Source organism: Marininema mesophilum, from assembly GCF_900106775.1.
Taxonomy (GTDB): domain Bacteria; phylum Bacillota; class Bacilli; order Thermoactinomycetales; family DSM-45169; genus Marininema; species Marininema mesophilum.
The window spans coordinates 24722-42671 of the sequence record NZ_FNNQ01000006.1 but is presented as its reverse complement, the minus strand read 5'-3'; the positions used below and the strand labels follow the sequence as shown (position 1 = coordinate 42671).

General features: G+C 46.1%; 17 protein-coding genes. 3 read left to right on the top strand and 14 right to left on the bottom strand.

What is annotated here, in order from left to right; translation table 11 throughout:
- Positions 1-50: 50 nt before the first annotated feature.
- The 7 genes from BLV90_RS07130 to BLV90_RS07100 form a co-directional block, all read right to left on the bottom strand.
- Complete coding sequence (locus BLV90_RS07130) at positions 51-1799, bottom strand: sensor histidine kinase (RefSeq protein ID WP_091738479.1); 1749 nt, start codon at positions 1797-1799, stop codon at positions 51-53.
- Positions 1796-2512: a response regulator transcription factor gene (locus BLV90_RS07125; RefSeq protein WP_091738476.1), complete on the bottom strand. Its 717-nt coding sequence runs from the start codon at positions 2510-2512 to the stop codon at positions 1796-1798. The genes BLV90_RS07130 and BLV90_RS07125 overlap by 4 nt, the downstream gene beginning before the upstream one ends.
- Positions 2513-2557: 45 nt before the next feature.
- Complete coding sequence (gene rnz, locus BLV90_RS07120) at positions 2558-3484, bottom strand: ribonuclease Z (RefSeq protein ID WP_091738473.1); 927 nt, start codon at positions 3482-3484, stop codon at positions 2558-2560.
- Positions 3485-3561: 77 nt separating this feature from the next.
- Positions 3562-4380, bottom strand: a complete 819-nt coding sequence (bioC, locus tag BLV90_RS07115; protein ID WP_177167938.1) for a malonyl-ACP O-methyltransferase BioC — start codon at positions 4378-4380, stop codon at positions 3562-3564.
- A gap of 65 nt (positions 4381-4445) precedes the next feature.
- The gene (bioB, locus tag BLV90_RS07110) at positions 4446-5450 is read right to left on the bottom strand and encodes a biotin synthase BioB (protein ID WP_425433869.1); all 1005 of its coding nucleotides are present in this window, start codon (positions 5448-5450) and stop codon (positions 4446-4448) included.
- Positions 5451-5640: 190 nt separating this feature from the next.
- A complete protein-coding gene (locus tag BLV90_RS07105) occupies positions 5641-7221 on the bottom strand; it encodes a helix-turn-helix domain-containing protein (RefSeq protein WP_091738467.1) in 1581 nt (526 codons plus the stop codon).
- Between the two features lie 460 nt (positions 7222-7681).
- Positions 7682-8416, bottom strand: coding sequence for a YheC/YheD family protein (locus BLV90_RS07100; protein WP_091738465.1), 735 nt, complete (start codon positions 8414-8416; stop codon positions 7682-7684).
- Positions 8417-8660: 244 nt separating this feature from the next.
- Here BLV90_RS07100 and BLV90_RS07095 point away from each other — a divergent pair, with 244 nt between their 5' ends.
- The 3 genes from BLV90_RS07095 to ptsP all read left to right on the top strand — a co-directional run bounded on the left by BLV90_RS07095 (position 8661) and on the right by ptsP (position 12440).
- A complete protein-coding gene (locus BLV90_RS07095; protein WP_091738462.1) occupies positions 8661-9110 on the top strand; it encodes a hypothetical protein in 450 nt (149 codons plus the stop codon).
- A 1311-nt stretch (positions 9111-10421) separates the two neighbouring features.
- On the top strand, positions 10422-10688 hold the full coding sequence (locus tag BLV90_RS07090; RefSeq protein WP_091738885.1) for an HPr family phosphocarrier protein: 267 nt from the start codon (positions 10422-10424) through the stop codon (positions 10686-10688).
- A 33-nt stretch (positions 10689-10721) separates the two neighbouring features.
- Complete coding sequence (ptsP, locus tag BLV90_RS07085; protein ID WP_177167937.1) at positions 10722-12440, top strand: phosphoenolpyruvate--protein phosphotransferase; 1719 nt, start codon at positions 10722-10724, stop codon at positions 12438-12440.
- A 66-nt stretch (positions 12441-12506) separates the two neighbouring features.
- Here the strand turns inward: ptsP and bioC (BLV90_RS07080) are convergent, their stop codons facing one another.
- The 7 genes from bioC (BLV90_RS07080) to BLV90_RS07050 are packed head-to-tail and all read right to left on the bottom strand — an operon-like array spanning position 12507 to position 17888.
- On the bottom strand, positions 12507-13307 hold the full coding sequence (bioC, locus tag BLV90_RS07080; protein WP_177167936.1) for a malonyl-ACP O-methyltransferase BioC: 801 nt from the start codon (positions 13305-13307) through the stop codon (positions 12507-12509).
- On the bottom strand, positions 13307-14026 hold the full coding sequence (locus tag BLV90_RS07075) for an alpha/beta fold hydrolase (RefSeq protein WP_091738454.1): 720 nt from the start codon (positions 14024-14026) through the stop codon (positions 13307-13309). Before BLV90_RS07075 ends, bioC (BLV90_RS07080) begins: the two co-directional genes overlap by 1 nt.
- Complete coding sequence (gene bioF / locus BLV90_RS07070) at positions 14026-15207, bottom strand: 8-amino-7-oxononanoate synthase (RefSeq protein ID WP_245726282.1); 1182 nt, start codon at positions 15205-15207, stop codon at positions 14026-14028. The genes BLV90_RS07075 and bioF overlap by 1 nt, the downstream gene beginning before the upstream one ends.
- Positions 15204-15941, bottom strand: a complete 738-nt coding sequence (gene bioD, locus BLV90_RS07065) for a dethiobiotin synthase (protein WP_091738450.1) — start codon at positions 15939-15941, stop codon at positions 15204-15206. The genes bioF and bioD overlap by 4 nt, the downstream gene beginning before the upstream one ends.
- Positions 15938-17281, bottom strand: a complete 1344-nt coding sequence (bioA, locus tag BLV90_RS07060; protein ID WP_091738447.1) for an adenosylmethionine--8-amino-7-oxononanoate transaminase — start codon at positions 17279-17281, stop codon at positions 15938-15940. The genes bioD and bioA overlap by 4 nt, the downstream gene beginning before the upstream one ends.
- Positions 17282-17328: 47 nt before the next feature.
- The gene (locus tag BLV90_RS16185) at positions 17329-17682 is read right to left on the bottom strand and encodes a YunG family protein (protein ID WP_177167935.1); all 354 of its coding nucleotides are present in this window, start codon (positions 17680-17682) and stop codon (positions 17329-17331) included.
- Positions 17682-17888, bottom strand: coding sequence for a hypothetical protein (locus BLV90_RS07050; RefSeq protein ID WP_143035014.1), 207 nt, complete (start codon positions 17886-17888; stop codon positions 17682-17684). The genes BLV90_RS16185 and BLV90_RS07050 overlap by 1 nt, the downstream gene beginning before the upstream one ends.
- Between the last annotated feature and the right edge of the window lie 62 nt (positions 17889-17950).

Here is a 17950-nt window from a genome sequence, read left to right as displayed (position 1 = left end):
ATGCTACTTCATGAAGATAAAGGGAAGTGAAACACCACCTGAACAGGAGCTTAATTTTTTGGAGGCAAGGAAATCGTCACCAGCGTACCTTCTCCTACATTACTTTGAATATGAATAAATCCACCATGGACCTCAATCAATCGACGCGCGATGGCCATGCCAAGACCGGCTCCTCCTTCGTAGTCGGTACTCACACCCCGATAATACCGTTCAAAGAGATGTTCTAACGTCTCTTCATCCATCCCCCGCCCATCATCTCGAATCCGGATGATTACTCCTGGTTCCACTAGGGGAACCTCCCTACAAGGATGGATCTCCTCCACTTCGAGATGGATCGATGTTCCCTTTGGATTGTGCAATAGGGCATTCAGCGCTAGGTTATCAATCGCTCTCTTAAACCAATGACCATCCAAAGGATACGTTAGTTGCAACTCTTCTGGTACTGTAAAATGGATCTCCTGTCCCTGGGATAGCGGATGATTGACAAGGTCAATTGCAGATCGACGGAGGAGTTCTACCACATCCACATTCTTTTTCACCAAAGGAAGTGCGTCGTTCTCCAGGCGAAAAGTAAGGTTAAAATCGGCTAATAAGCGTTCCATATGTTCTGCCTTTTCCCGAACTACTCGAGCATAACGGCGCACCTCCTTCTCTTCCCAATGATACTGCTCGGCTTCAAGGAGGTCGGCATATCCTTTGATGGATGCCAAGGGCGTTTTGAGATCATGGGATACTCCCGTCATCCACTCTTCCCTTGTCCGTTCTAAACGTTCCCTTTCATCCTCCGCCCCTTTGAGAGTACTTGTTAAGGATTCCATCGCCCGGATCACCTCTTGATAGACCCGAAATGGACGCTGAAGGGATTGCCCGTCCACCCCTCGACTCTTTGGGAATCCACTCTTAGCCAGGGGTTCATGATAATGCCCCTTTGCCAGATTCTTAAGCCATTCCATCATATGAATCAAAGGAGCTCCTAACCGTCTGCCAAAGAACCATGCAATTAATAATGCGAGTCCGATCCCTAGGAAAAACACCCACAGGTACACGATCTTCCATCGATTAGCCAGAATGGTTCTCGAATTTACACCTGGTCGCCCATATATCCATGTCCATTTGCGCTCTGGATCGTACCACACTTTCATCTGCCACTGATCTTGGGTACTTTTCACCCTCTGTACCAATTGCCCACTTGAATAATGCGTTGGGAAGGATTTTGGTCTCCCATAGTTAACCATCTCTTTCCCTTGAGCATCTAGCACTTGTACCCACGCGTTTCTTTTGGCGATCTTCTTCTCCCATGCTTTGGAAAGGATCATCTGCCCTCTGGTAAGAGATACGCTGGAAGCAAGTTTCCGCAACGGAAACCCAAACTCCCTCCATAAAACCCATGTATAGGACTCCCCTTTCTTAGAACTGTGCCATGTAAAAAGAGAACGCCCATTAAGCTTTTTCTCTCGCAGGAGATACCCTGGATTCCATTTACGAGGCCAATGATCCTCCATCCCTCGTCGATATACCTCTTTCCCTTGTTCATCGAGTATCTGTAGTCCAGTCTCTCTTTTGTCCAATGTGCTCTCGACACGAGAGGTTACCCGAGCCCTTCCCTTCACAATGGAAGTACCCTTTGCAATCTCGCGTAGCCAATCCCCTTCGTAGTAATCTTCGCAATCGCGCGAACACTCTTCTCCGTAATAATTAAAAAAGTAGAGGATCGCTGAATACCACGTAGCCGTCACCACAACAAACATAAGCCCTAACCACAACAAAAACCGGGTTGCTAACCTTCGTCCCAGGCTCACGACTTCACCCTATTCGGTTCAGGAATCAATTTATATCCAAGCCCCCGAACGGTCAGAAGGTGCTCCGGCTGAGAGGGGTTCGTCTCAATCTTCTCTCGTAGCCGGCGAATATGAACCATGACCGTATTTTCATCACCTAAGATCTCCTCTCCCCATACTTCTGCATAAAGTTGCGCTCTACTAAAAATGCGTCGCGGACGACGAGCTAGAAAAGAAAGTAGCTGAAACTCCCTTGCTGGACACGGCACATCCTCTCCATCCACCACCAATCGTCCCTCGGCTTCGTTTAGGTGACAGCGCCCAAATGCGATGACGTGAGATTCTTCTGATAACTGACTACTGTTTAATTTTTGGCGACGCAATTGTGCTTTAACTCGTGCAACCACTTCCAAAGGATTAAAGGGCTTTGTAATATAATCATCGCCACCAATCCCTAACCCCATCAATTTATCAAGGTCATGATCCTTGGCCGTTACAAATAAAATGGGTGCAGATGTTCTCTGGCGTAAATGCCGACACAGATCAAAACCATCCCCATCCGGTAGCATCACATCCATGATAATCAAATCAGGATGAATTTCTTGGCAAAGTCGTTCTGCCTCAGCTACAGTCTCTGCTTGATATAAATCTGTATAGCCTTCTTTTTTTAGAACAATGGTTAATAAATCGAGGATCGCCCGCTCGTCCTCTACCAATAAAAGCCGTGTAGCCACAGAGTCTCCCTCCCCTGCCACTCATTTCAGTGTATTGACGCTCAATCACACCGGTCGTTCTACCGAAAACATACTATGGTCAAATGCCACATCCACATAAGGAAATACCTCACACGCCTGGGCCATTAACTCTTCAATATCCGTGGTTCTATAACGGGAACTAATATGGTTCAAAATTAATCGTTTGGCTCCAGCCCCCCGTGCAACCTCTGCCGCTTGCCGACTGGTGGAGTGAAAGTAACGATGAGCATGATCCTCACACCCATCCGCAAAGCTACCCTCATGGACAAGGCAATCCACATCCTGCGCTAGCTCAACTCCACGTTCCACCGGACGAGTATCGCCAAGGAATGCCACCCGTCGCCCCCTCTTGATAGGGCCTAGATAATCTTTACCTCGTAAACGGCGACCATCTGCGAGAACCACCTCTTCTCCTCGCTTTAGCTTGCCAAAATGAGGCCCTGAGGGAACACCCTCTCGGCGTAGCTTCTCTACGAGTAATTCCCCAGGAGAATCTGGCTCTTCTATGCGATAGCCATAGGAAGGAAGCCCATGCTCTAGTTTCCCTACGGTGACAAGAAACCCCGCACAGTCAAACACTTTACCGTCTTCTACCTCCTCGATCATCAACGGATATCTTAAATGGGTTCCACTGGTACGCAGGTTAATCTCGACAAATTCAGTAAGCCCCTTGGGACCGTATAAAGTGAGAGGGGTAGTAACTCCATGGAACGAACGGCTCCCGAGCACGCCTGGCAATCCAAAAATATGATCCCCATGAAGATGCGTAATAAAAATTCGATCCACACGAGAGAGGCGTACTGGAGATTCTAATATCTGGTGCTGTGTTCCTTCCCCACAGTCAAAAAGCCAAATGTTCCCCCCGGTTTCTGTAAACCGGAGAGCTGTACTGGATGTATTTCGATCTAGTGAAGGAACACCTGCCCCCGTACCAAGAAATATCCATTCCATATCCGCATCCCTCCTTCTAGTAAAGAAAAAGACGAAGGGGACGATAGTAGCCCCTCCGTCGTATCATTTACTGAATCTCAAGTGGGCAACCCTTTTCGTCCATAAGCATAGACTGATTGATAGGTCGCATACACCCCACCCTCACGAGTACGATAGATTCGGTTATACTGTTCTTGGATCACCGCTCGTACCAACTGACTCTGACCATACAGCTGCTCTTCTTCTGGATGGATATAATCCGCCCCCATACGCTGAATCGCGTTCATGAGGCTATTTGAATCAGGGTAATGAATCCGATGCCAGCATACGACATAGTCCCCCTCTAAATCAGCCATTTTCATCATCCTATACCATTCTTCGGGAGGTTGAAAATAGTACCTTCGCTGGGTAGAATACTCTTCATTTAATCCCAGATTCTGATACACCTGATCCAGTTCCCCTAAGGTGTCGGGCCCAAAGGTTGAGGCGACAAACCCCCCTCCTGGTTTTAATGCTGAACTTAGCTGACACAAGGTACTATCAGGACGAGCCAACCAATGTACCATCGCATTTGAAGCAATCAGATCAAAACTCTCAGGCTCCCAGGACTCATTTTCTACATCACCGACTACGAATCGCACATCAAGGGATTCGTTCGCCCGTCGCTTTGTCAGCTCCATCATTTTCTCGGCGATATCAATGATCGTAAACTTCGCATCAGGGTACTTCTCACCTAACAACTGGGTCAAATATCCTGTTCCACAACCAATCTCTAGTATGTTTTGTGGCTCCGCTCCCTGTTCATCCAGGGTCTCAAGTATCCGGTGGGCCATCCTTTGTTGGACAACTGCCACCCGATCATACTCATCTGCAAAACGGTTAAATTGCCGTGCGATGAGCTCTTTCTCTTTTTCCACGTCCATCCCGCTCCTTATTACACCCACTCAGGAATGGCTCCTCCTCAGCCATCTGAGTGAATCGATTATAAGGCACATTCTTCGATCTCAAAGCCGAGGTCGCGGATTATCTGATGATCTTGATTAGCTACTTGTCCTTCTGTTGTTAAATAATCCCCTACAAAAAGCGCATTTGCTGGATACAAGGCAAAGGGTTGCAACGTACCTAGATTCACTTCACGCCCTCCAGAGACACGAATCTCTTTTTCAGGACATACAAAACGAAAAAGTGCCAACACCTTTAGGCAACGACGGGGGTTTAACTCATCCATCCCTTCTAAAGGTGTACCCGGGATGGCATGTAGAAAGTTGACCGGGATCGAATCCGCATCTAAGGTGCGAAGCTCATAAGCGACCTTTACGATCTGCTCATCACTCTCACCCATCCCAACAATACACCCTGAACAAGGTGAAATCCCTGCCTCTTTTGCTGCCTCAACCGTCTGTACCCGATCATCATAGGAATGAGAGGTCGTAATTTTATCATGGTGGTCTGCACTGGTATTTAGATTATGATTATAGCGTTCTACCCCTGCCTCTTTTAATCGAGCAGCTTGTCCTTCCTTTAAGATGCCCAAACACGCACAAATCTTCAGCGGCATTTCTTCCTTGATCTCCCGCACCGCCGCACAAACTTCATCCACTTCTCGATCCGTTGGCCCCCGGCCACTCGCTACGATGCAATAAGTTCCAGCTTTCCGTTCCATAGCTTCACGCGCTCCAGAGACCAATACATCTTTTTTCAGTAGTGTATATTTCTCAATAGGTGCTGTAGAGATTATCGACTGTGAACAATAACCACAGTTTTCTGGACAGAGGCCACTTTTTGCATTGAAAATCATATTTAGCTTCACTTTTTTACCAAAATGATGATGGCGAACACGGAAAGCCGCTTGAAGTAGCGGGAGTAGTTCATGATCATCGCTTTGCAAAACAGCTAAGCCTTCTTCTAAAGTGATACGCTCTCCAGCAAGGGCTTTATCCGCTAATCTTTCCCACTGATTGATATACGTTTGTACCTCTTGGATCACATTGAATCCTCCATTCAATCATTTTTCTCAATTCTACCGAACCATTCTAAACATTTCTACAAAATTGGATGAAAACGTTTACGTAAACTTATAAATATCAAAAGTTGACAAACAATCGGGTTAAGTATACCATGCTTATAAAAGTAACGTCAAAACAAAGGAGGTACCCTTAAGGGTACCTCCTTTGTTTTCATTTTTTGATGATAATATGGATTGTCTTATTTGCATTAACACTTTGTCCATTAATTGTGAGGTCTACTTGATTTGGCGAACCTATCGTTACCCACAGTTCCTTCGCCTTACCTTTTTTATACTCATACGGGAAGGTTTCTCCACGATTCAAAGTAACATCCTTTAGATAACCCTCTTCTGCATTTTTTTGTTCACGAATCTGTATCCAGGACTTCCCTTTAGTCTGAAAGCGGAATGAAACGTTATCCGGTTTGCTCAATTGATATTCACTAAGACTTGACCCTTCTTTGAGCGCCAGCAATTTGGCTGTACCACCCTTGGGTGCATCTGCACTAGAGGAAGAACCGTCCTTTTTCTCGCTAGTAGTAGCGGGTTTTTCACTGTTTTTATCGAAAAAACCCATCGTATTAGCCGCCCAAATCGATACAAGAATTAATAAAACCACCACGATCAACGACCAACGAACCAGAGGGGACTTAAACCAATTCCCGGCTTTATTCTGAGCAACCGCCTTACGATGTCGCTTTGAATTAGAACGGGTGATTTCCCCAGAGGCAACTAATGCTGGCAGATTAGAGACTGACTCATGACGACCGGAACGGGAAAGTATGGGTTCGGATTCGGTACTGTCATTCCCCACCATTTGTTGTTCAGAGAGCGATGCACTCTGTCCACGTGGTGGTAGATTCGATGAAAGATCGTGACTACCACTCTCTTCTCCTGCCCATGCATCACTTCGGTATCTTCCGCTACGAGAAAGTGTTTGAGGGGTATCCATCGGAGGAGGCGATACGGATGGCTCATTCATCATCTCCTCAGACTCACGCGACTGGAAATCTCTATTGAGAGCCTCCTCTTGATCCATAGGAGAGGACATTTCTTCTTCTGAAATCGCTCCTCTCTTACCCTGTGAGCGTGGAGGTAATTCGCCTTCTGCTGAGGAAGATGATAGAGAGTCCCCTTCCTCTTGTTTATTCTCAGCACTCTGTTCCTCATCTTTCTTGAGAATGGGAACATTACCTAGTGCCTTCATTTTTAACGTTTGGGTCAAATCCGAGACAGACCACTTCTTAGACTTTGATGTGACTGATCGAGAAAGATGCTCCCCTTCTTCCGAACCAGATGCATTTTCGCCTCCATCCTCTGATTCCTCTTCTTTCATATTGTGAAAAGGATCATAGGATTCTTCATTTGCCCCATCGTTCATACGAAGAGGCTGAATGGGTTGAGTCGTGTGTACACGCCCAGAATCTGTGATTTTTTCGACTGGCTGAGAGATTGTACTAAATTTCCCCGTCTGTCCTAATCCACCTCCTGCTTTGTTCGCTTCCCCTTCTCCGGTTTCATCTTGTACCGGATGATAATGCTTTAGCAGGTTTGTAGGTTCCAAATCGATTTTTTTCGCAACAGTACGGATATATGAACGGACGAAAAAGGGACTGGAGATTTTGTTGAAATCACCATTCTCTAATGCTTTCAATGAAACCATATCAATCTGAGTCTGTTCCTGTAATTCTTCTAAAGATAATCCTGCTTTCTCTCGAGCTTGTCTGAGTTGATCACCTATCTCAACCCACATTGCTGTCACCTCCGAAGATGGTTACCACAGTTAGGCAACCACATAGGGCTATTGCCCTTAACACCCAATACTGATTTGCGATTTATATTAACCTTTAATTTTCAACTCATCATCCATACAGCGCTGACTCTACATGTTACAATAGAGTAGTCTCACCTTTATTTTGAAAAACACAAATTGCCCTAGGCATAATACTTATCATGAAAGGGCGTATTCACCTGATTATCATAAAGTAATCTACCTAAACAATCAAGTCGAGATGCAGGAGGGATCTATTATTGAAAAGATTGGTAGCTAATATCTATCTCATCATCCTTATCGGCTTGTTTATATTAGTCCTACTCTTCGGAGGTATACGATTTCTCTTCTAGCATTACTAAAAGAAGCAACCCTTCGCATATTCGCAAGGGTTGCTTCTTAAATTAGTTATTTCTATCCACCCTATGTTTCACCATTACTTTCAGGATGCGGACCGTTGAAAGTCCATAATCTTTCGGTACATCTTATGATCCTTTAATTTTAAAAATGCGTTGTACCGTGGTTTCGGATTCGCTTCGATGATCCATACCTTTCCTTCTTTATCTACACCCATATCAAATCCGACAACACGTTGCCTTGGCGCAGTTTTACCTAAAAATTGAGCTGCACCTAGTGAGATATCCCTCAGATCTCGCAATATTCTTTCACTATTTTTACTCGCATTGGAAAGAGCAATCGCCTGCTCAACGGTATATACGCTTCCTCCAGAACGTCCATTCGTGATAAAGAAACCCTTCCCCGCTGTTTTTGCTACCCAACCTGTGAGAACCCATTTAGAGTTGCTCCGACGCTGTGTAATCGTACGGATGGTAAATGGTCTCCCTTTGATTTGAGCGAGAGAGACGCATTCTTGGACCAAATATCTAGTCTGTGTGTTATTAGTAAGCTTTTTCACCCACTCAATGAGAGAGTTCGCATCTGGAATTTGTTTGGTATTTTGATTTAATTGCACGGTATATCCACCCTTGGGATTGGAACAAACGAGAGTGACTCCATGGCCTCCCGTTCCACCCGATGGTTTTAATACCAATAAACCAAACTTACTAAGCATTCTGGTAAAAACTCCTGCAGAATATAGCATGGTTGTTGGTAAAGAACTCTTTATATTGGTTTTAATTAAGTTCCGATGAACGGACCATTTATATGACACCTTCATATTCGAGTAGCCTCCCTCTTCAGCCCCACAGAGTAAATAACCATTTGACTTCAGTATATGTACGAGGAGTGATATGCGCGTAGGTATCCGCCTGAAACAGTAAAGTTAAAAAAGATTTTTTTCTATTGGCTGCTAACAGGATAAGATCAGCATCTTTTCAGCAATTCATACGAAAAAGACTAGACATATAATGGTAAATGAGGAAATATAAAAGGATGAGGTGAAAAGAAGGTGGTTAGGTGAAGTGGCTAACATGGATGAATACATAACGACTACTGATGCATCTAAACTTTTTAGGTTAGAAAAAAGCTACATAGCACGACTAGCGCGAGAAGCAAAAGAAAGAGGAGAAGAATTTCCGGTAAAACGAGGACGTGCTTGGGAAGCTCCTCTAGATAAGTGGGAGGTTATTTTAAAGCCTGTTAATAAAAAGGTCAGAAAAACAAGAAAACATATTGAAATAACAAGTAACGGTCATGAGGAAATAAGAGAAATGCAAGCAAACTGGATTTCATGTTCCAAAGCAGCTGAACGATATGGTATTAGTAATAGTTGGGCTTGTAGATTAGCCCGAAGAGCTGTTAAACAGGGTTCTACATGGCCTCGAAAATATGGATCTCAGTGGATAGCAGCATATGGTGAATGGATACAAATATTTGAAGAAACATCTATCCGATCTTGTAAATATAAATAAGAAATATGCCTAAGTCTTCTTGCGACAGGTCAGGAAGTTGGCTTATAATCAATCTAGTACGGCAACCTTACCTACAAGGAGAGTGACAATGGATGAAGAGCCTATTTAAAGGTGGGTGTGGCTGCCTAACTTTTTTGCTTGTCGTTCTAGTTGGTGCCATAGCTCTACTGATTTTTCTCTTTTCGTATCTAGGAAAATGAGAACAGGGGGCCAAATATGACTTTCGAAATAGACAGTCGCAGGTTCTCGTCTTGGGCCAAAAAGCATGTACTTAAAAATAAAAGATATAAGCCCATCTCCAGAGTATTTTAAAGGTGATGGGCTTATTTAATAGTAACAATTATCTCAGTACTTTTTATGCACCTTTGTTGCAGTAACCACCCAGAAAAGCGTCGCTGACTGGAAGGGGTACCGTTTCCCTACTATACCCACGTTTTTCCTGCCAGGCTGACTTGTAGGTGAGCATGGCAACGTCTATAATCGAGTTGGTTAGCTTATGGTTTTTCACTTCACCATTCCTAGATTGGTAATATAAGGTTTATATTACGCAAATTACTCTACTACTCGTATAAATCCATTTGAATTTATCTGTGTAAAGTGTGTATGATGAGAGGGTATGGTGTGAGCTATTGTGACCCAGCTAGAACATGTGGAAAAAACCTCGAATCTTGCTGGGGATAACGGGATTACTGCGGAGGAGTTAGCACACAACCTTCATCTACCTCAAGAAAGTCACTTCCATCCCTTCATGGAAACGAATACAGGACGACCTTTCTCCTCCCCTTCATATTGATTATCCAAAGGAGTGTGTTGCAGATTTAGCCTCTCTCATCCAGCCTCCAACCTCTATCGTAAAACAACAATCCGTCACTCTTATCTGACCCAGCTGTGCAAACTAAAAAACAAATCAAGAAACCCTGTCATTCCAGGCGGGATTTCTTTTCGACATGAAACTTGCTTTATATTTATGCATAACCGTTTTTATCAATTTTAGTGGTTTGCATAAGGAAATTGACCCAGGCAAGAATAACGAATGTATTCTTCCTCTTAGGAACGGAGCCACCATGAGATGTGCGACCACTTCGTTACTTCTTTGTCTTTTAGGAACTTCTTCACAGTTTTAGCTACTCGTCTTCAAACTTACGCTAGAAATAGAAGTTCTCTTAATTATCGAGGTATCGCCCTCGTTTGCTGATCCTACTTACATCCCAAGTCCTTTACACGCAATTCACTTTTATGGATACAGGCCAATCTCTTTCCCCATCGATTCCCGAGCATTTTCCAAATTTAACAATGAAGCGAGGAATTACCATGAACTACGAAGAAAAAGTGACCATCCAGAATGAAACCGGTCTTCATGCACGGCCCGCTGCCCAACTTGTGAAAGAAGCCGGTTCATTCCAAAGTACCATTCAACTGATCAAAGGAACCCAAGAAGCAGATGCCAAGAGCCTTCTCGGTGTGATGTCCCTCTCTGTTGGTAAGGGAGATGAATTGATCATCCGTGCTGACGGAGAAGACGCAACCGAGGCGGTACAAGCACTACAGCAATTGATCACAACTCAATTAAGTGATTAACCATGAACTCTTCGTTTAGAGAGGATGAACTTGATGACCGCGGAACACTACCAAGGAATCAGCGCAGCACCAGGCTTAGCTATTGGCCATGTCGTCTGGTGGCGAAAAGAGAAACCAGAGATAGATAACAGTAGTATCTCCGACCCTGTTGCAGAAGTCGAACGTTTGGATGAAGCTGTTCAGGTCGCAAGGCAGCAGATTGAGCATCTGCGCAAAACCACTGTGGATCGGATGGGGGAAGAAGCCGCAGCTATCTTCGATGCTCATATCGCCTTTTTAGATGATCCTGCTTACATCGGTGAGATGAAACAACGGATTCAAAAGCACCAAAAAAATGCATCCCTCACCTGTAACGAAGTCACTACACAGATGGCCGAGATGCTCTCGTCCCTCCCCGATGAATATATGCAAGCTCGAGCAGATGATATTCGAGATGTAGGTAATCGTATTCTCCTCCTTCTAGCAGGCATAACGCCCTTTGATCCCTTATCGATCCAACCGGATAGCATCGTCGTTGCACCAGAGCTTGCCCCATCGGATACCGCACAATTCCCCCCTGGAGTTGTGGCAATGGTGACCGCTCGTGGGTCAAAGACCGCTCATGCGGCGATCATGGCACGTACCTTAGGAATACCTGCTGTCCTGGGATTAGGAGAAAAGATAGAGGAATTCATTGACGGAGACACCCTTGTCATTGATGGCGATGCGGGTACCGTCGAGAAAAACCCGACTCCCCAGAAAAAAATTGAGACTTGTATAGTGATTAAACGCCATCAACAGCAACGGGAGGAAGCCTTAAAAAAAGCAGACATGGATGCAGAAACTGCTGACGGCAAGCGAATGCAAGTATTCGCCAATATCGGTAGCCCAAGCGACGTGGATCAAGCTATCGCAAACGGTGCTGAGGGAATCGGACTATTTCGGACAGAGTTCCTTTATTTAGAAAACGACAACTGGCCTACGGAAGAGGAGCAAACCCAAGCTTATAGCCGTGTTCTTAAAGCATTTGGTGATAAGCCCGTCGTCATTCGTACCCTTGATATCGGAGGGGATAAAGATCTCCCCTACGCAAATCTTCCTACCGAGGAGAATCCCTTTTTAGGGCATCGAGCGATTCGTTACTGCCTCGCCAACCCAGAAATTTTTAAAACCCAACTAAAGGCCCTCCTTCGCTCCAGTATCCATGGAGATCTGTGGATTATGTTACCGATGGTGGAGAATTTATCAGAGATCCGAGAGGCAAAAGCACTACTGGCTGAATGTCGGACCGAATTGATGCAGTCGAATATTCCCATCGCAGATTCCATCAAAGTAGGGATTATGGTTGAAGTACCTGCTGCCGCGATCTATGCCGATGTATTGGCTAAAGAAGTGGACTTTATGAGCATTGGTACCAACGATCTCACTCAATACACCCTTGCTGCTGATCGTGGCAATGAACAGGTAGCTCACCTCTATGATGCTGCACACCCTGCAGTTCTCCGGTTAGTGAAAAAAACCTGTGATGCTGCGCGGGAGGCTGGCATTGTAGCTGGAATGTGTGGAGAGCTGGCTGGGGATTCACAGATGACCGAAATCCTCATTGGGCTGGGTCTTGATGAACTATCGATGAGCGCAGGTGCCATTCCAGAAATAAAAGAAAAGATTCGCCCTCTTCATAGTGAATCTGCTCAGAAACTGGCAGAGGAAGCCCTGCGTCAGGAAAGCCCAGAAGCAGTTCGTCAATTAGTTCAATCTCAATTAGTAAAATAACCATGAAAAAGGCTGATTCTATCGAGCAAAACATGCTCTGTGAGAATCAGCCTTTTTCTTCATGCTCTATCTTCTTCCCCACATCCATAACCCTTCGTAGGTCGCATAAACTCCATCATCCGAAGGATAGCGAAGGTCATAACGTCGAAGCACCTCTGATAGTAGTCTTCCAGCAGCGATCAGGGAATGGTTGGACTCACTGTGAGTGGCACCCATCCCTCGAATCGCTCGCACAAAGCCACGAGCATGTTCGTAATTAGCAAGATAGGTTTGTGCTATCGTTTGGGTATCAGTAAATCCTGCACCGACCATCCTTTTCTCCCACTCCCCCCTGCCCTGAAGTGCTAAGCCATGTTGTTCAAAGGGTAATCCTCGTTCCTCTTCAACCTCCCTGAATAGCGTATGTAATTCATTAAAGGTCTTTGCACCAAACGTAGAAGCGATGAACCATCCTCCCTTGGAAAGCCCACGAATGAGATGGGAAAATGTCTCATCCGGCTGGGAAAACCACTGTACAGCCGCATTGGAGACAATCAGGTCAAAGGGGCCTTCTTTCTCCCAATCCATCTGCTCTGCATCTCTGATCGAAAAGGTAACCTGTTTCCCAACACACTTCTTCGCTCTCTCTACCATTTCCCAGGAGATATCTAGCGCGGTAATAGTCGCATCGGGAAACATTCCTAACAGCTTTTCGGTAAGATAGCCCGTCCCACAACCAATCTCCAAAATCCGTTTACCTTTTCCCAAGGGTATTCCACGGATACGCTCTATGAGTTCTATAGCCATCTCTCGTTGCACACTCGCATGCTGATCATAGGTCAACGATGCGCAACCAAATCGTAGCGATACGGCTGCGTTATCAATCACTATGTCTTCATCCTCTCTTCTAACCACTCCCGAAACTGTTCCTGCTGCGTCCAAAAGGGGAGATGCCCCACCCCTTCCCACAAACTTAGGGTGGCGCTAGGGAGCGTTTTATAAAGTTGAATCGCCCCTTCAGGTTGACATACTCGATCCTCCTGTCCACTCAACAAATGAGTGTCGATTGCCAAGGATACATCCCATTGATACCAATCAAAGGCGGCTAACATCTGCAATCCCCCGATCATACTCCCTTCTGATGGAGTCCTCTGCCGGAAAACACGCCACCGTTTCTCTTCCCCACGATCACTCTCGGCTTTAGAAAACAATAGAGAATCAAAGTCGTTTAACGTCCCTACCATATCCTTATCCAAACGCCTCTCCATCCGGCCAAGAACCCGCTGATCCCAACCAGGAAGATCCTCTCCTCGTACAAATCGTCCAGTAGATCCGATTAGAAAAAGCTGATGGATGTGCCCTTTCCATCGATGAGCGAGCTCCAGCGCGACTAATGCGCCTAACGACCACCCAACGATTCGTACTGGAGAAGGCAGAAGTGCGAGCACCGTTTCAACCCTCTGAAACATCTCTTCCACATTCGTACAGCCATTAAAATCGACTTTCCGATGCACCATTTCGTGGGATAATCCCTCGATCACATCATCCCACACCGAGGAATCGACAGACCATCCTGACAACCATAGCACAGAACCCTGTCCTGGCATTAAATCACCCCAAGTTCCCGGCCAGTATCCACAATCACTGTAATGGATTCCTGTAACTCCTGCTCCTTCATCGTTGCCATCAAGGAGAAGCGAAGCCGTGCTTCTCCATCAGGCACCGTCGGGGGACGAATCCCTACAGAAAGCACTCCCCGCTCACTGAGGAGTCGACTATATTGCAACGTTTGGTCTGATCCACCTACCATGATCGGAACAATTTGCGTCATGGACTCGCCCGTATCAAATCCTGCTTGGCGAAGCTGATTACGAAACATACTGCTCTTTTCTGCTAAATCCCTTCGTAAATCTTCTCCCTGTCGTATCAGCTCCAGGGAAGTAGTAATCCCTGCGATCATCGTAGGAGGAAGGGCTGTCGTGTAAATTAGACTCCGGCAGGTATTCACCAGATAGTGGAGCCACTCTTTTTTACCTGCAACATAGGCACCATAGACACCATAGGCTTTGCTAAAGGTTCCCATGTGAAGATCCACCCCATCCGCTACACCGAGCTGATAGGCTGTCCCTTTTCCCTCTGGGCCAAATACCCCACTACCATGAGCATCATCGACCATCAGGGCGGCCCCATACTTCTCCTTCAAATGGATGATTTCTCTTAAGGGAGCAATATCCCCATCCATACTAAATACGGTATCTGTCACAATTAAACGATTACGAATACCTAGCCGATCTGCTTCTTTTAACTGTGCTTCCAAATGATTAAGATCCCGATGACGATAGCGATAAGGTCGTGCCCCACTCAATCGGATTCCATCGACGATACTGGCATGATTGAGACGATCACTAAACACCCCATCGTTCCTACGGAGCAAGGCTGATAGCACACCAACATTGGCTGTGTATCCACTTGTAAATATTAATGCGTCTTCGCATCCCTTATACGTAGCCAATTGTGCCTCAAGGGCCGCTGTCTCTGGAGAATAACCTACGATCAGCCTGGAAGCAGTCGCTCCTGCACCCTGTTCTGCTCCCTGCTGCTGAGCAGAAATAATTGCTGGATGTCCTGCTAGACCGAGATAGTTGTTGGAGGATAAATTGATAAGACGTTTCCCCTCTCTTACCACCACAGGTTGAGCGGCCTCTCCAGTGGTAATCGACTCCCGTAAACGTCCTTGTTTCCGGATCGCTGCCATCCGCTGGCGAATCTCCTCATCCCAGGTACTCATTCATTCTCACCTCGCCAATTCTTCGCGTCATCTAACAAATGAACCAATCGGTCGATAGGGAGATCCTGTTGAAATTCTTCCTTTAATTCCACAGCTGTAGGCCGCTCATTTCCCCAAGGAATCGCCCCTAAAACAGGCACCTTTGCTACTTCCTCGATGAGTCGCGGGTTATGTGGAAGATCAGGGGCCCTATCCCCTTTTTTCAACCCGTTTAGAATCACACCAGCCGGCTCTAAACCACGAGCTCGAATCGCTAGTGAGGTAAGAGCAGTATGATTGACTGTCCCCAATCCAGGACGAGCTACGATCAGGGTAGGCCATCCGATATCTACCGCTAAATCAGCAATCGTCCAACCCTCCCCCATCGGTACAAACCATCCACCCGCCCCTTCGATGAGAAGCACATCCCATTTCTCAGCTAATTTCTCGACTCGCTCCAAGAGGACAGAGCGATCCAGAGACTCTCCGGCCATCTGGGCCGCTAGACCAGGAGCCACAGGAGTCGGCCAACAATACGGAGCGACCTCCTCGATGGAAGAGGATACACCGCTCCATTCCTTCAATAACATCCCATCACCAGCTGGATCCTCACGAAGATGTCCACTTTGCACTGGCTTCATCACTCCGACCCGATACCCACGATTTCCTAGTGCACGAGCAAGTCCAGCCGTAATCCTCGTTTTCCCAACTCCTGTGTCCGTTGCCGTCACAAAAAAACCGCGTCCTCGAATCACGGACCTGTGACCTCACTAATTGCTTGATTGAGAATGCTCACCATCGCCTCTAACTCTTCCTTTGTGGATACGAGCAGCGGTAAAAAGGTAATCACGTCCCCTAATGGACGAGTCAACATACCCAACTCACGCGCATGACGACACACTCTAGCTCCCATCGCCTCTTCCCAGGGATAACGTTCTTTTGTTTCTCGATCCCGCACCAATTCAATACCCACCATCCAACCTTTGCGACGCACTTCCCCTACATGGGGAAGCTTTGCCGTCTCTGCTAACAAACTGCCAAGCCACTCATCTAGCTCTTGTACATGACCGACTCGATTCTCTTTTTCATATAGTTCCAAACTGGCTAGTGCAGCTGCACAGCCTAGTTGGTTTCCTGTATACGAATGCCCATGAAAAAAGGTTTTCCCCTCAGCATGATCGCCCCAAAAGGCATCATAAATCTCATTAGAGGCCATCGTAGCCGCTACAGGAAGATAACCACCGGTCAATTTTTTCCCAAGACATAGGAGGTCCGGTTCCACTCCTTCATGTTCACAAGCAAACATCTTTCCTGTCCGCCCAAACCCTGTAGCTACTTCATCAACAATGAGAAGGACTCCGTACTGACGACACAGACGCTCTACTTCTTTTAAGAAACCGTTAGGCATGACAATCAACCCACCGGCACCTTGCACCATCGGTTCTATGACAACAGCGGCAATCTCTTTCCCCATCTCCTTTAGCTTTTCTTTTAACTCTTGCAAAGACGATTCCATACACTCTTTCTCTGTACCTGGAAAGCGATACGGATAAGGATAAGTCACTCGTTCTACAGGAAAAATCAGTTGTCGAAACGCAGCATGAAAACGATCAATTCCACCTACACTAACCGCTCCCACGGTGTCCCCGTGATAAGCGTTGCCCATGCTCAGGAAGCGCTGGCGCTCAGGTTGACCCCGATGCTGCCAATACAGATATGCCATCTTGAGAGCCACTTCTACAGCTGTTGCTCCACTATCCGAATAAAACACCTTCTGTAGACGCTCAGGTGTAAGTCCAACCAAGCGTTCTGCTAGTAATATAGAAGGGACATTGGCTGAACCAAGCAACGTGGAATGGGCGATTTTATCCAATTGTTCAATAATCGCTTGATTAATCTCTGCTCGGTTGTGTCCGTGGGGGTTCACCCAGACGGAGGAATTACCATCGTAATACTCTTTCCCATTTACATCGATCAGTTTTACCCCTTCTGCACGTTCGATGATAAGGGGCTCACCCTCACAATATTCTTTCATCTGTGTAAACGGGTTCCATAAATAACGTCGATTCTTTTCCAGGAGCTCCTCATAGGTCATGTCTTTGAATCCTCCTCCGATTTGTCAACGATCTTTTCATTGTAGGTTTACATTTGGAATATAACATGACCTTGAGGGGTCGTCCACACGTAGAAATTTATGTTAAGTGATACTTTATGATGGACATCCCAAACAAAAAGACCCAAGTCAGTGTTACCCTTGGGACCCCTCCGCTTCAAACCAAGCTTTTTCAACGGCTTGTTTGAGATAATCATATTGTACTGCCAACCCTCAGCCACTCTCGTCTTTACAATTTCTCCTGCAAGGAGATCTTGTACGACTAAAGCAGTCACACCACACTGACCCTTCGCTGGATTGTCTGGCGTATATAATGAGCTGGTTTTTGCTGACCAGCTAGAAAATAGGATCGTCAATAATCTTTGTATTTTCCCCTCCCTCATCAGCGCTCACGCTCCTCCAAATATCGTTCTAATACCACCCAACACGTGATAGAGAGCAGAAGGAAAAAAAAGAAAAGAGAGCAGCGGTACAACCAATCTTGCGCTGTCCCTGAAGACACAGAAGATAACCACAAACAGAGCACCGCTGCTCCTCCAGACAGACTTCCTAGCCACATCAACCTTCGCACGCACTCATCTACCTCCATATGGAATGCTCCCTTAGGCTTCGATTCATGTGCAAGATTCTCCTGTTAACCGTTAAAAAACG

Excerpts from the sequence above, each read along its gene's own strand:
- rnz (WP_091738473.1), bottom strand. The coding sequence starts at position 3,484 with ATGGAATGGATATTTCTTGGTACGGGGGCAGGTGTTCCTTCACTAGAT.
- BLV90_RS07105 (WP_091738467.1), bottom strand. The coding sequence starts at position 7,221 with ATGTGGGTTGAGATAGGTGATCAACTCAGACAAGCTCGAGAGAAAGCA.
- BLV90_RS07100 (WP_091738465.1), bottom strand. The coding sequence starts at position 8,416 with ATGAAGGTGTCATATAAATGGTCCGTTCATCGGAACTTAATTAAAACC.
- BLV90_RS07090 (WP_091738885.1), top strand. The coding sequence starts at position 10,422 with ATGAACTACGAAGAAAAAGTGACCATCCAGAATGAAACCGGTCTTCAT.
- ptsP (WP_177167937.1), top strand. The coding sequence starts at position 10,722 with ATGACCGCGGAACACTACCAAGGAATCAGCGCAGCACCAGGCTTAGCT.
- BLV90_RS07075 (WP_091738454.1), bottom strand. The coding sequence starts at position 14,026 with ATGCCAGGACAGGGTTCTGTGCTATGGTTGTCAGGATGGTCTGTCGAT.
- bioF (WP_245726282.1), bottom strand. The coding sequence starts at position 15,207 with ATGAGTACCTGGGATGAGGAGATTCGCCAGCGGATGGCAGCGATCCGG.
- bioA (WP_091738447.1), bottom strand. The coding sequence starts at position 17,281 with ATGACCTATGAGGAGCTCCTGGAAAAGAATCGACGTTATTTATGGAAC.
- BLV90_RS16185 (WP_177167935.1), bottom strand. The coding sequence starts at position 17,682 with ATGAGGGAGGGGAAAATACAAAGATTATTGACGATCCTATTTTCTAGC.
- BLV90_RS07050 (WP_143035014.1), bottom strand. The coding sequence starts at position 17,888 with ATGGAGGTAGATGAGTGCGTGCGAAGGTTGATGTGGCTAGGAAGTCTG.